Origin of the sequence: Bradyrhizobium sp. AUGA SZCCT0431, from assembly GCF_018131065.1 — a bacterium.
Classification (GTDB): Bacteria; Pseudomonadota; Alphaproteobacteria; order Rhizobiales; family Xanthobacteraceae; genus Bradyrhizobium.
On sequence record NZ_JAFCLR010000015.1, the window covers coordinates 50,967 to 64,115 of the forward strand.

Here is a 13,149-nt window from a genome sequence, read left to right on the forward strand (position 1 = left end):
AATCTAGAGATACACTTGGTCGATATTGACGGACGATTCGACGCCGAGCTTGACGAAATGGTTCGTCAGCCAGTCGTTCGCGCATTTCCGGCCCTGGTCGCGAAGAAAAACAAGAAAGTCCCAATCGGCGTTGTATTTGCTGGTCGGGCTGAGCGCCCCCATGAATTCATCGTCGGCGACGCTGTGGATGAAGATCTGCCGGACGTCTCCGCCGACGATATGGTTCTGCTTGACCAGCCTGGTTATGAAGCTGACCGCCCGCATCTCCCGCATCAGCGATGAATTGAAACTGATCTCATTGATGCGGTTCAGGATGTCGACTGCCGCGTACGGCAATTCCTTGCGGAACAGCGGATTGATATGAACGATGACAATATCGGAGCTCTTGCAGTTGTAGATGAGGGGGAACAGCGCCGGATTTCCCATGTAGCCGCCGTCCCAGTAGGCCTCACCGTCGATCTCGACGGCGTGAAACATGGTCGGAACACATGCCGAAGCCATCACGGCAGACGCTGAAATTTCAGTCCCCGAAAAGATCTTCACCTTTCCGGTGCGAACGTTGGTCGCAGACAGGAACAGCTTGACCGGACAGTCCGGGCACTTCAGCACCTCGAAATCGATCGATTGCTCGACCACTTCACGCAACGGGTTATAGTCCGACGGGTTGAACTCATACGGCGACAGCACGCGCGTCACGAAGCCGAGCAGCGAGAAGACCGGCGACCAGGTCAGCTTGTGGTTCCCCAGCAGCCGGTCGATCGGGCTTGGTTGCAACGGCCCCAAACTAGCCGCGTCGCTGACACGCTTCCAGTAGTCGGTCAGCGCCTTGCGCGCCCCTTCGCGGCCGCCGACGGAAAGCCCGTAGGCAAAGACCGCCGCATTCATCGCGCCGGCGCTGGTCGCACTCAATCCCTCGAAGGCAACGTCCTTTTCGTCGAGGAGCCGGTCGAGCACGCCCCAGGTAAAGGCGCCATGGGCGCCGCCACCTTGAAGGGCCAGATTGATCGTCCTCACCTGGTTGGAGAGTGCCGGTCCGTCGCCGGCGCTCCCTGCCTCAGGCGTTGCCGCCGAATAGCGCCCCGAAGCCGCTTCCATCGCAGAACTCCAATTTTAATGGTGTTCGCAAGCAGTCAGGAAGAAATGTGGCTCCCGAGTACAGGATCCGCAAGCAGACCTAAGTCAATAGATGTACTGAGGGAGGCGCTATGGAGCATCAGATGTAGCGGCGCGGCGCAAAAGCTGTGACGTCGTACGATGGTGGTGCTCCCTTGATCATGGCGGCGATCGCGGCGCCGGTCGCAGGCCCCGTGGTGAAGCCGATGTGCTGGTTGCCGAACGCCAGCCACAGGCCGGCATGCCGCGGCGCCGGTCCGATCATCGGCAGGCTGTCGGGCAGCGTCGGCCGCGCGCCACGCCAGGTGTCGCCGACCTGCTCGCCAAATTCGACCACCTCGCGCGCCAGCGGCTCCACCGCATCGATCTGGGCGTAGGACGAAGGCGCATCATGGTCGGCGAGTTCGACGCCGGAGGTGACGCGAATGCCCTGCTCCATCGGCGTCATCAGGAAACTGCCATCGACGTCATGGATTGGACGCCGCAACGCGCGCGCCGGGTTCGGCTTGAACTCACGATGGTAGCCGCGTTCGAACGCCAGCGGCACGCGATAGCCGAGCGGCCGCAGCATTTCCGCCGACCACGGTCCGAGCGCGACCACGACATGCCGCACGGAAAGCGCGCCATCGGCGAGCACCACGCGCCACCCCTCGCCGTCAGGCATGATCGCCCTAATCTCCGACTGCCGGATCTCGCCGCCTGCGCCCGCGAACATCCGCGCATAGGCTTTCACCACCGCGCCCGGGGAATCGACCGAGGCCGTCTGCGAATGAAGCAGCCCCACTTTATAGATCGGCACGATGCCTGGCTCGAGCGCGGAAATCGCCTGGCGGTCGAGCAACTGGCTTTCGATACCAAATTCGGTCAGCAAGGCCTGTTCCCGCTTGGCCGCATCGATCGCGTCGCCGCGCCACGCCTTCAGCCAGCCGGTCTCGCGGATGCGGTGTCCCGCGCCCGCTTTCACGATCCAATCCCGATGCAGTTTCAGCGATGCGCCGATCAGCCCGTGCAGGGCCGCCGCCCGCGGTCTGGTTCGAGACGGGATCGCATTGGCCAGAAACTGGAGCACCCATTCCGCGTTGCGAATCGACCAGCCGATATTCCAGCGCAGCGCCGCGTGCCGGTTGGTCAGATATTTCGGCAGCGCGCTCCACAGCGACGGATTGTTCAGCGGCGATATCGAGCCGCTGGAGAGGATGCCGGCATTGCCGTAGGAGGTCTCGCTGCCGGGCTCACGCCGGTCGACGAGCACGACCGACAACCCCTGCTGCCGCGCGGCATAGGCCGCGGACACGCCGACGATGCCCGCGCCGAGCACGACGACATCCAATTTCTTGTCCGACATCTATTTCACCACCAGGGAATTTCGCATTCGCACCATCAGCGTCAGCCCGCCGTCGAGCGGCAACAGCGCGCCACGCGGGGGCGCCTGCACCTCAAGACACAGCTTCTTCCGGGAGATCGGAAGGTAATTCGCCGAATGCCGCGACCATCTTTTCGGCATGCGGTCCACCTGCCACGACCTCGACCAGTTCGAAGAACAGCGTCTTGTAGGACAGGATGATCACTCCCTCGGACCTCAGCCTCACCAACGCAGCATCGACATTGCGCGCCGACGAAAACAGCAGCTCCTCGACCGCGAAAACCTCAAAACCCATTTCGAGAAGACCGAGGCAGGATTGCAGGACGCACACGTCGGTCTCGCAACCGGCAACGACGATTTGCGTCTTCTTCAGCCGTTTCAGATGGGCCCGGATCGGCTTCTCCTTGGTAAGGTCGAAGAAATCCTTCTCGAAAACCTTTGCGGTGCTGCCGAGCGGCGCCTTGATATCCTGCGGCACCGCGCCTTTTCGGTGGACCGGCCGCTCGAGTGTGACGACCGTCGGAATACGCATATACGCAAGAAGGCGCGCGAAGTTGCGCATGTTTTTGCGCAAGCGAGAGCGGTTACGCGGCTCGAGCTGCGCCAAAAAGAAATCCTGATAGTCGATGATCGCGCCGCTACACTGATCGGCGTGGACGCGCTTTGGGGCTGACATGCCGCGACGATAGTTCGTCCGCCGCCGTTTGGCCAGAGACGGGACTGCACCGGAATCCACGCGGATCGCTTGCAGCCAAAGCACTTCCCGATCGGGAAGAAGCAAGGCATGATTGCCGGAGGTCACCCCAGACCCTGAAATCGTCGAGGAATTGCTACCGCATTGCTCAGCTCGCTCGCGGGCCTTCCCGACGTCAACTATCGCCCGCTCAATGTCACCGCGCAAAGTGCCGTCGACGTACCGCCAGAAGAGATCGATGAGCTGCGATCGTTGCTGGTCGAGGATGTGATTTTCTACGACGGCGCCTGTCGGCTTTACCACCGGCGCATCGCGGTCTTGAGGGAGTCCCGTGCAATTCATCCGTGGACACGGTTTATGCCGGCTAGGTGAGCCAGATCACGGTTCTTTGCCACCCGAGTGAGGTTGATGATTGGACCACACGGTCGGCGCAGGCCAAGCGTGTGGCGGTGATGATCGTGCGACATGATGGCTGTGATACGCTGCATGTTCAGGCCACACCGCGTAGTGCGCCTGCGGAGGTTCGACGATGAGGTCCATTTCTGCGATCGCGGCGGCCGTAACGATGATCGTGTCCATGGCAGTCTCCACGCCCGGCCTGACGCAAGCTGCGCCTGCCTCGCCACCGGACCACCCGGCCCTGCTCGAAGAAATCACCTTCCTCGATATTCGTGCGCCGGGTGGAAACTACCGGCTGGAAGCATTGATCGTAAGGCTGGCTGCCGCGAAGGGACGGCTGCCGGTCGCTTTGCTCACGCATGGCAAGCCTCGGCTGCCGTCCGAACTCGTGAACATGCGCGCCCCGTTAATGGCGCCGCAGGCCCGCGGCCTCGCCTATCGCGGCTATCTCGCTGTCGCCGTGGTGCGGCGAGGTTACGGGCTGTCGGGCGGGACAACGGGCCAACCCGCCAATGCGGCCTATGCCAAATGCAATGATGCCGACCTGCGCCGCTACTTCTCGGTGGAGGCCGACGATCTCGAGCGCGCGTTGCGCGTCGTGGCCGGACGCGGCGATGCCGATGCCACACGGGTGATCGCGATCGGCGGCTCCGTGGGAGGCGGCGCCGCGCTCGCGCTTGCGGCGCGCAATACCCCGGGGCTGAAAGCGGTCGTGAATCTCGCCGGCGCCATGCGGATCACCGACGCCCAGGGGCAACTCGCCTGTCCGCAGGATATGCCGATCGCGGCGCTGGCGTCTTTCGGCGGCCAGACAAGGACGCCGACGCTCTGGGTCTATTCGGAGAACGACGGCAATTTCGGGCCCGATGCCGCACGCAAGGTGCACGCGGCCTATGTCGCACAAGGCGGCGTCGCCACCTTGAAAATTGCTCCGTCGCTGCAACCGGCCGACGGTCACAACATCTTCGAACTTCCGGCAGGGCGGCAGCATTGGCTGGCGGCGCTCGATCCCTTCCTGCGCGCGCAGAACCTGCCGACCTGGAGTGCGCAACAGCTCGATGCCTTGATGCAGAAATACAATATGCCGGCGACCCGCCGGCCGTGGCTCGAGGGATATTTCTCGCTCTACACCCCAAAAGTGCTGGTCCGCGCGCCGAACGGCGTCCCGAGCTATTCCGCGAGTACCGGCGGGCTTGAACCCGCGCAGAGATCCGCTTTGGAAAGCTGCGAGAAGGCGGCCAAGATGGCCTGCAATCCGGCCATGAAAAATTTCGATATCGTGGCGACGCCGAACTGAGGGGCGTCGCCGTCGCGACATCAACACCGTCGCAGCAGCTTGCGGCGCGCGCTGCGCATTTGACGTCACGCGCGACGATCACGTCTTTCTGCGCGCCGCTGCAATCAGCCGCGATCAGAGATCAGTTCGTTCCTCGGAGATATCGCGGCGTTTTTCCATGTTGAAGCGGCCGGCATAGATCGGCCTGCCGCCGGTGCTCGGGCCGGGATATTGCACGATGAGGATATCGCCGCCCGTCGCCGTTTCGAACTTGCCTTCGAAATGCGGATCGGGATGAAAGATCATCGTTCCAGCCGTGTAGATGACGTCGTCGATCCGGAATTCACCTGACAGGATGTACCAGACCTGCGCGAAATCGTGATTGTGAATCGGATGATGGGCGCCAGGCTCTAACCGCAGGATTCCGGCGTTTGGTTCGGTCGGCCGTTCCGGCCGCGGGTGAAACAGCATCTTGCCGGTTTCGCCCGGCCAGCGGATGGTCTCCCACTCGAAATCGTTAATGTGCTTGGCCTCGTACGGCAAATGCTTGCCGCCGGCTGAACTGGCCGCTGGTTGCATCGTCATTCTCCCTGGCTGATTTTGCTTTTGCTGGTTTTGCGCGTGCTGGATCTTGTCGGGGCCGCGGCACCGGCCACGCGCCACCAGTCGAAATGTTCGGAGGATTTGGCGTTCGAGGATTTGGCGACCACCATCAGTATCCGCGCTTCGTCGCCGCCGATATTGTCGGCGCGGTGCGGCAGTTCGGAATTGAGGAAGATGCCTTCGCCCGACACAAGCTCGAAGGTTTCGGCGCCGACATGAAAGCGGATGCGACCGCTGAGCACGTAGCAATATTCCTGCCCCGGATGCGACACCATCAGATCCATCCGGTTCTTGCGCGGGAACAGCAGATGAAAGACCTCGAGGTCGTCGTTCGGCATGCCGCCGGCAAACAGCCGCCAGCGATAGCCGGTGCTCGGAATGCTCTGGTCTTCGCCGCCGTCGCCGTGGCGATGCACGGTGATATCGCTGCGAAGCCGGTCTGGCGGATCGGCGAACAGTTCACTGACGCCGATGTCGAGCGCCTGCGCGATCTGGATCAGGTTGGCGACCGAGCTTGAGACCTGGCCCCGTTCAAGGCGCGAGACGAACGCATCCGAGAGCCCGGTGGCGTCGGCCAATTGCTTCAGTTTCATGCCGCGCACCTCCCGCAACGCGCGGATGCGACCACCCAGCCTCACCAAGGCTTCGTCCTGGATTTTCATGGCATGGAGCATTTCCCGAATTTGTTCAGCCGTCAACTAAAATTGCTTCACAGACAATTTTTTTGCAAGCGGTGGTCATCTTAGGCCCGGCGCGACGTGTGGCCTTCAGCGCTTGCGCTGTCGCGGCCGAGGCTCCGTCGGCTGCACGGGCGCGTAGAGGCGGACGAGTTCCTGCACCGTTGCGACAAGCCGCTCGCGCAGTTCCGGGGGTTCGACGACTTCGACGTCGGCGCCGAGCGCGATCAGACTGGACGCGGCCCGCTCGACCGACTCGATCGGGATCGTGACGCTAATCCAACCGCCGGCATCCGCCGGCCTTGCCGTCTCGGCGGCCGCCTGAGCGACGCGTGAGCCGAGCACGTCGAGCCTGGCGAGACCGCGCGCCGTCACGCGCAGCGTGGCGTTGGAATGGTAGACGCTGGTTTCGAACGCGCGTGATGAGGTGACCCAGAAGCGCGCCAAGTCGAAATCCTTCCGCCGTTCGAACGACTCCTCGGTCACGGCGAGATCGATGAAGTTGGAGACGCGATAGGTGCGCGGCTGATCGCCGACCTGCGCGACGAGATACCAGATGCCCGCCTTGAGCACGAGACCGAGCGGCTGCAACCGGCGCTCGACCGCGCCCTCGGCGCGCCGGTAGTGCACGTCGAGGCACTTCTCGTTCCACACCGCGTTGGCGATTGCCGGCAGCAGCCTTGCGTCATCGGCACCGCGGAACCAGCCAACGGGATCGAGGTGGAATCGTGCGGCGACGCGGCCTGCATTCGCGCGCGACCGTTCGGGCAACGCCGCGCTCAATTTCAGTTGGGCCGCCGTGAGCACGTCGGCGAGCCCGAGTTGCGCCGCGGGTCCCGGCAGTCCGGCGAGCGACAACGTCTCGGCCTCGGCGGGCGAAAGGCCCGTGAGCTTGGTGCGGTAGCCGTCGAGCAACTGAAATCCGCCGCTCGGGCCGCGATCCGCATAGATCGGCACGTCTGCGGTGCTGAGCTGATCGACGTCGCGATAGATGGTGCGAACCGAAACCTCGAACTCGCTCGCCAGCTCTTCGGCCGTCATCCGGCCGCGGGCTTGCAGAAGCAACAGGATCGACAATAGCCGGCTCGCGCGCATTTCCGCAGCCTAGCAGAAAATACCTGACACACCCTGTCAGGTATGGCGGCGCATAATCAGAACAGCAATCGCCGACACCGTCACGGGTCAGCGAAATACGACATAACGCACTGAAATTACGACGATATTTCTTGCGAATGACCACAGCACAGAGAACAGGAGACGATCATGTCGACATTGGTGTCAGAACGCCGTCAGCCGATCATCGCGCCCAAACTTCTGGACCGAGTCCCGGCGCAACGCTCGACCCCGCGGACACCGGCCACGCACGAGCCAGCAGCCGCTGTCCCCGCTCACGCGGTGGTGACGCCGCGCGCCAGCTGGCACCTGATCCTGGGCTTGATCGTCGCCATCGTGCGCGAGTGGCGCCACCGCAGCGTGGCGCGCCGCGAACTCGCCAGCCTCGACGAGCGGATGCTCCGCGACATCGGCCTCGATCCCGGCACCGTCGACTACGAAGCAAGCCAGTCGTTCTGGCGGCCCGCTCGCGATTGGCGAAATTGAGAAGCGTAACCTTTGCTCATCCGTGATGGGTTGGTTTCATCGGCAGGTTGGCGCGATCCATTTCTCTTGTGATGTCGCCGACACCGGTTGCTTGAGGTCGGGAAACGGGTGGCTGCGCTGCGTACCCAACTGTTAGAGCGCCCTGACACAACCTTCTGGAGCGCTCGTTATGGAACTGAAAAACAAGTCGGTCATCGTCACTGGCGCAAGCAGTGGGATAGGCGCAGCGGCGGCTTTGCTGTTCGCAGCCGAAGGCGCCAATGTGGTCCTTGGCGCGCGCCGATCGGCGGAGATGGAAACGCTTGCCGGGCAAATCAATCAAGGCAATGGCAAGGCTGTATTCCTTTCCGGCGATGTAAGGAATGAAAACTACGCCAATGCTCTCGTCGATCTCGCCATGAGGGAGTTCGGTGGGTTGGACGGCGCATTCAATAATGCCGGCATCGTGGGAGAGATGGGGCCGGTCGCCGATATGGGAATCGCCAACTGGAACGACGTCATGTCGGTCAATCTGACAAGCGCGTTCCTGGCCGCGAAGGCGCAGATACCGGTCATGAAGAAGCGAGGGCAAGGTTCGATTGTCTTCACGTCATCCTTTGTCGGCTTCAGCAACGGGGGAATGCCGGGAATGGGGGCCTACGCGGCGTCCAAAGCCGGATTGATCGGCCTGGTGCGGTCACTGGCATCCGACCACGCCGCAGATGGCGTCCGGGTCAATTCACTGTTGCCGGGCGGCACGATCACGCCAAGCGGCGGAGAGGGAAATCCTGCCGCTTTGGATTTCATCGCAAATCTGCATCCAATGAAGCGAATGGCGAATGCAAAGGAGGTGGCGCAGGCAGCCCTGTTCCTGCTTTCCGACCGCTCGAGCTTCATGACGGGAAGCCCGATGATCGTGGATGGCGGCATCTCCGTTCGACTGACGTGATACCGCCCGCACGCCGCCGAATGGTTGTGATGGCCGAGACGAAGATGAACCTGCCCTACGAATTCTGCGTCGTAGTCTGGCGTGGCTGCTCACGGGAAATCGTAGATTCGGCGAAATGGCGCGCCATTCAGAATAATGGCCGCAAACTCTACTATTATTGAAACTAATATATAAAGCTGTCCACTGTTAGCACAGAGCGCCGCCATGCCGTAGGTGCGCTTCGGCTTGGCGGGCACAGGCGGCGGCGTAGCCTCATCCAGCACAACGCGGATGGTGTTCCTCGCAAATTCTGATTGCGCCACATAAAGACCGCAGCGGCCCGTGAAAGGGCAAGCGCCGCCGTTCCAGCTTCGATTTTCTATGCCATCGCGATCTGGCGTGAAAGGGCCGGACGAGCTGCGCCAAGGGCCGACTGATTCGGCCGACGCCCGGCTACTTCTTTTTTGGTGTCAGCCAGTCTTCGTCTTCCAGGGGCGGTGCCCGCTTCTGCTGTTCCAGGATTTTCTTGTACTCCTCGGGGATGACCTGGCTGCGGGATGCCTCGTGCAGCGTCTGCGGGAACCAGGTCGCGATGCCGGGGAAGGCGATCATCAGTCCAACGCAGATCACCTGCAGGATCATGAACTGGAACATGCCGGCGTAAATCGTCGCGAGACTCCAGCCCTTGACCACCTGCTTGAGATAGTACGCTGACATGGCGACCGGCGGCGACAGGAAGGCGGTCTGCAGCACCACCGCAACCAATGCTCCGAACCATATGAGGTCGATGCCCATGCCCTTCACGACGGGGTAGAAGATCGGCAGGAACACCAGGATGATGGCTGGCCACTCAAACGGCCAACCCAGCAGGAAAATGAGCACCAGCACGACAATCAACATGAGGCTGGGCGGCAACTGGAGCCCGAGCATCGTCTCAGTGATCCAGTTCGCCGAGCCGAGACGGGCGAACACCGCACCGAAAATGTTCGACGTGACCGCCAGTAGCAGGACCATGCTCGACGTCGCCATCGTCGAGATCAGCGCTCGTTGTAGTCCGCTGAGCGAGAACCTGCCATATGCGATGGCCAGGATCAGCGCACCGACGCTGCCGATGCCGGCGGCCTCCGTCGGCGTCGCAAGACCCCCGATGATCGAGCCGAGCGTCGCCGTGATGAGCCCGAGCAGGGGCAGCGTGCCGACGATCACCTCGCGCGCAATGTACCCCGCCGAGTAGATCCGCTCGTCCATCGGCACCGGCGGGCCGAGTTTGGGGTTTATGAAAGCGCGGCCCATCAGATAGGCGATGTACAGGCCGGCCAGCAGGAAGCCCGGCCCGAAGGCCGCAGCATAGAGATCGGCGACCGATACCCCGAGCACCGGCCCCATCACGATCAGCATTACCGACGGGGGAATGAGAATGCCGAGGGTGCCGCCCGCAGTGATGGTGCCCGCTGAAAGCTTGGCGTCATAACCCGCCTTGATCATGATCGGCGAGGCCATGATGCCAAGAACGGTGACGGCTGCTCCGACGATGCCCGTCGCCATCGCGAACACGGTCGAGGTCAGGATGACGACGAGGAAGAGTGCGCCGCGCACCGGCGCAAGCAGCATGCGGAACGCCGTAAATAGGCGTTCCATGAGGCCCGCCTGCTCGGTGATGAAGCCCATGAATATGAACAGCGGCACGGCGGCCAGGAGTTCCTCCTTCATCAGACCGATGGTCTGGAAGTAGGCAAGGTCGAAGACCGTCGCGCCCATGCCCACGTAGCCGAACGCAAAGGCGAGAAACAGCAACGTGAACGAGATTGGCACACCGATGAAGATCGCGCCAAGCAAGACCAGGAGCATGATGAGGCCGATGAGCGCTTCTGCGGTCATATCTCGACCTTCTCCTTGTGCTCGAGCTCGACGCCGGTGCGCGCCATGTAGATGCTCTTGATCAACTCGGACACGCCCTGGATCAGCAGCAAGAGGCAGGCGAGCGGCACGACGAACTTGAACGGCCACAGCACCGGCCGCCACGGTGTCTGGTCCGAAGTCTCGTTGATCTGCCAGGCGTAGTGAAACTCGTTCCAGCTGATCAGGAGCAGCATGATCAGGCTCGGGAAGAAGAAGACGATATAGGAGATCGTGTCGATCCAGCCCTTCCTGCGGGTGGAGAACTTCTCCCAGAAGAAGTCGGTGCGGATGTGAGCGCCCTTGTGCAGCGCGTAAGCGGCGCCGAGCATGAACAGCGAGCCGTAGAGCATGTAGGTTGCGTCGTAGGCCCATATGGTCGGCGCGTTGAACAGGTAGCGCGCTCCAACCTCGTAGGCGACGGCCAGAACCAGCGGTACCGCCAGCCACGAGATGATCGTGCCGGTCCGATCCGTGAAGCCGTCAATGATCCGGATCATGGTCAGCAGCGCCGGCGACTGCCTGTCTGTTGCCTCAGCCATCCCTCCCCCTACCGTTCGCGCCTTGCGGCGCGATGCAGGCAATGGAGGGCGGCCAACCCGGCCGCCCTCGGACGAGGTCCTATTTCTCGACCGGGAAGTAGTAGTTCGCCATGAAGGAGTATGGCGGGAAATAGGACCGCTTGTACGGCACCACAGCGCTGGCATAGGCCTTCTGCGAGTCGTGCACCTTCTTGAAGAACGGGTTCTTGGCGCCCTCGGCCGCCGCGATCTCGTCCCACTTCTTGATGAAGACCAGCAGGATCTCGGTCGGCGTGCGCAGGATCTGCACGCCGTGCTTCTGCTGCATCTCAATCAGCGCATCGGCGTTCTGGCGCTGCCACTTGGTCCACCAGACGAGGAATGTCTCGTTGGCCGCCGACTTGATGATCTCCTGGTGCTGCGGGCTGAGCTCTTTCCATACATCGCCGTTGATCACGAGTTCGCCGACCGTCACGTTCTCATGCAAGCCGGGCGAATAGTGGTACTTCCAGACGTTGTGGAAGCCGAGCTGCATGTCCTCGATGCCGCCGACCCATTCCGCGCAATCGATCACGCCGCGCTGTGCGGAGGGAATGATCTCGCCGCCGGGCATGTTGACCACCGCGAAGCCGAGCGCCTGCCACACTTCCCCGGCCATGCCGGTCTGGCGGCATTTCATGCCCTTCATGTCCTCGACCGTCTGGATCGGCTTCTTGAACCAGCCGAACGCCTGCGGCCCTGCAGGCAGGATGGGGAACACGACAACGTTGAGCTTGAGCTCTTTCTGATAGAACTCGTTGTAAAGATCGAGGCCGCCGCCGTGATAGAACCAGCCCATCACGTCCATGTAGTCCATGCCGAACGTGCCGCCGGGACCGCCGGTGAAAAGGATCGCGGTCTTGTTCTTGCCGGTCCAGTAGCCGGCCCACGCATGCGCTCCGTCGAGCACCTTCTTGTGGGTCGCGTCCAGCACCTCGAAGGCTGGCACGACCTGGCCGGCGGACATCGTCTCGATCTTCAACGTGCCGGCCGATAGCTTGTTCACCCGCTCGGCGAAGTAGGTGAAGTTATCATAGAGCGTGAGCGACGCCGGCCACGTGGCCTGCATCTTCAGTGTCTTCGTCTGCGCCATGACTGCAGTAGTGGATCCGACAAACGCCGATGCCATCAGGGCAGCGACGAGCGATCCCAGAAACAAGCGTTTCATGAGTCCTCTCCTCCCTTTGACGACGTGACCTTGGCGATCGTTTTCTTCGTTTTTCTTGCCGCGCTTGGTCTCGAAACCAATCTGCCACCATCTCGTCAATTTGTCATCTTGCTTTCTGGCCGCAGCAAGCGCCGGCAGTCTGCCGCAGCGTGGGCGCGCTTTTGCGCAGGGCGCGCCCGACGGATCCACCGCTGCCTGTTGCACCGCGGTCGATCTTCTTACCGATGTCAGCACGCGGAGCGTGTGGTGAAAGCACGGCCTGCTCCGGGCGGACCGGCCGGCCCTCGATGCTGCGCCAGCCACCCAGCACCATGTGGACGATCCGACGCATCGGCACGGCCAAGCATGCCCTCACATGGCTTTGTCGAGGTCAGGCGACCTACAGTTACAATCCCGTCGCCATTTCAAGCTCGGCGATAGCTTGCCCGGCGTTAACCACCTTGATCCTGGTCATGCCCATCTCGCGTGCCGGCTTGAGATTTGACGCCGAGATCGTCGAGATACACGCAGCGCTTCGGGTCAACTCCGAGCGACGACCGCGGACGGCGTCAAGCACACAAGGATGGGCGACCGATTGCGGATCCCGGCTTCATTAGCGCGCTGGAAAAGATCGTGCGCAGCTACGACCGGCAATGAGATTGAAAGGTGGCGCGCCCGAAGAGATTCGAACTCCTGACCCCCAGATTCGTAGTCTGGTGCTCTATCCAGCTGAGCTACGGGCGCGTTTTTCGCTAGGGCCATCGTGGGCTAATCGCCCCGATGCATCCGAATGGTGTCGGAAACGTCGCGAAAGAGCGCTTTAGCTACCCGCTCCGCGTCCGATTGGCAAGCTCTGGAACGCGGGTTCTGGCAAACGATTTGGCCGGGGCAAACCGGCCAGATCGGTCACAAAAT

General features: G+C 62.1%; 14 protein-coding genes, 1 tRNA gene and 1 pseudogene. 4 read left to right on the top strand and 12 right to left on the bottom strand.

The genetic code is table 11. The features are described 5' to 3' along the window. Window positions 1–3 precede the first annotated feature (3 nt). The 3 genes from JQ567_RS16535 to JQ567_RS16545 form a co-directional block, all read right to left on the bottom strand. Window positions 4–1,095 carry a patatin-like phospholipase family protein gene (locus JQ567_RS16535; protein ID WP_212439816.1) on the bottom strand — a complete coding sequence of 364 codons (1,092 nt, stop codon included), beginning with the start codon at window positions 1,093–1,095 and terminating at the stop codon, window positions 4–6. A gap of 118 nt (window positions 1,096–1,213) precedes the next feature. Beyond that, the gene (locus JQ567_RS16540) at window positions 1,214–2,458 is read right to left on the bottom strand and encodes an FAD-binding oxidoreductase (protein ID WP_212439817.1); all 1,245 of its coding nucleotides are present in this window, start codon (window positions 2,456–2,458) and stop codon (window positions 1,214–1,216) included. A 91-nt stretch (window positions 2,459–2,549) separates the two neighbouring features. After that, the gene (locus JQ567_RS16545) at window positions 2,550–3,152 is read right to left on the bottom strand and encodes an isochorismatase family protein (protein ID WP_212439818.1); all 603 of its coding nucleotides are present in this window, start codon (window positions 3,150–3,152) and stop codon (window positions 2,550–2,552) included. Window positions 3,153–3,314: 162 nt separating this feature from the next. Between JQ567_RS16545 and JQ567_RS16550 the strand changes: the two genes are divergently transcribed. Next, window positions 3,315–3,542 carry a hypothetical protein gene (locus JQ567_RS16550; protein ID WP_212439819.1) on the top strand — a complete coding sequence of 76 codons (228 nt, stop codon included), beginning with the start codon at window positions 3,315–3,317 and terminating at the stop codon, window positions 3,540–3,542. A 6-nt stretch (window positions 3,543–3,548) separates the two neighbouring features. On the opposite strand, the gene JQ567_RS16555 is transcribed toward JQ567_RS16550, so the two are convergent. After that, a complete protein-coding gene (locus JQ567_RS16555; RefSeq protein WP_212439820.1) occupies window positions 3,549–3,749 on the bottom strand; it encodes a hypothetical protein in 201 nt (66 codons plus the stop codon). On the opposite strand from JQ567_RS16555, the gene JQ567_RS16560 reads away from it, so the two are divergent. After that, window positions 3,748–4,866 (top strand): S9 family peptidase, encoded by a 1,119-nt coding sequence (locus JQ567_RS16560; RefSeq protein WP_212439821.1) that lies wholly within the window; start codon window positions 3,748–3,750, stop codon window positions 4,864–4,866. The two genes, JQ567_RS16555 and JQ567_RS16560, sit on opposite strands and share 2 nt — an antisense overlap. Window positions 4,867–4,980: 114 nt before the next feature. Here the strand turns inward: JQ567_RS16560 and JQ567_RS16565 are convergent, their stop codons facing one another. The 3 genes from JQ567_RS16565 to JQ567_RS16575 all read right to left on the bottom strand — a co-directional run bounded on the left by JQ567_RS16565 (window position 4,981) and on the right by JQ567_RS16575 (window position 7,220). Beyond that, a complete protein-coding gene (locus JQ567_RS16565; RefSeq protein WP_212439822.1) occupies window positions 4,981–5,424 on the bottom strand; it encodes a cupin domain-containing protein in 444 nt (147 codons plus the stop codon). Window positions 5,425–5,426: 2 nt separating this feature from the next. Then, entirely contained in the window at window positions 5,427–6,110 is a 684-nt protein-coding gene (locus JQ567_RS16570; RefSeq protein ID WP_212439823.1) for a helix-turn-helix domain-containing protein, read from the bottom strand. Between the two features lie 105 nt (window positions 6,111–6,215). Beyond that, window positions 6,216–7,220, bottom strand: coding sequence for a YafY family protein (locus JQ567_RS16575; protein WP_212439824.1), 1,005 nt, complete (start codon window positions 7,218–7,220; stop codon window positions 6,216–6,218). A gap of 168 nt (window positions 7,221–7,388) precedes the next feature. On the opposite strand from JQ567_RS16575, the gene JQ567_RS16580 reads away from it, so the two are divergent. Together JQ567_RS16580 and JQ567_RS16585 are read left to right on the top strand one after the other, a co-directional pair. Further along, window positions 7,389–7,724, top strand: coding sequence for a DUF1127 domain-containing protein (locus JQ567_RS16580; protein WP_212439825.1), 336 nt, complete (start codon window positions 7,389–7,391; stop codon window positions 7,722–7,724). A gap of 169 nt (window positions 7,725–7,893) precedes the next feature. Beyond that, window positions 7,894–8,652 carry an SDR family oxidoreductase gene (locus tag JQ567_RS16585; RefSeq protein ID WP_212439826.1) on the top strand — a complete coding sequence of 253 codons (759 nt, stop codon included), beginning with the start codon at window positions 7,894–7,896 and terminating at the stop codon, window positions 8,650–8,652. Between the two features lie 432 nt (window positions 8,653–9,084). Here JQ567_RS16585 and JQ567_RS16590 read toward each other — a convergent pair whose 3' ends face one another. The 5 genes and pseudogenes from JQ567_RS16590 to JQ567_RS16605 form a co-directional block, all read right to left on the bottom strand. Beyond that, window positions 9,085–10,509 carry a TRAP transporter large permease subunit gene (locus JQ567_RS16590; protein ID WP_212439827.1) on the bottom strand — a complete coding sequence of 475 codons (1,425 nt, stop codon included), beginning with the start codon at window positions 10,507–10,509 and terminating at the stop codon, window positions 9,085–9,087. Then, complete coding sequence (locus JQ567_RS16595; protein WP_212439828.1) at window positions 10,506–11,069, bottom strand: TRAP transporter small permease subunit; 564 nt, start codon at window positions 11,067–11,069, stop codon at window positions 10,506–10,508. Before JQ567_RS16595 ends, JQ567_RS16590 begins: the two co-directional genes overlap by 4 nt. Before the next feature lie 79 nt (window positions 11,070–11,148). After that, window positions 11,149–12,255: a TRAP transporter substrate-binding protein gene (locus JQ567_RS16600; protein ID WP_212439829.1), complete on the bottom strand. Its 1,107-nt coding sequence runs from the start codon at window positions 12,253–12,255 to the stop codon at window positions 11,149–11,151. A 385-nt stretch (window positions 12,256–12,640) separates the two neighbouring features. Beyond that, window positions 12,641–12,788, bottom strand: a pseudogene (locus tag JQ567_RS38200) (HAD family hydrolase); the annotation flags it as partial. A 113-nt stretch (window positions 12,789–12,901) separates the two neighbouring features. Next, window positions 12,902–12,978, bottom strand: a tRNA-Arg gene (locus JQ567_RS16605). Window positions 12,979–13,149: the final 171 nt, after the last annotated feature.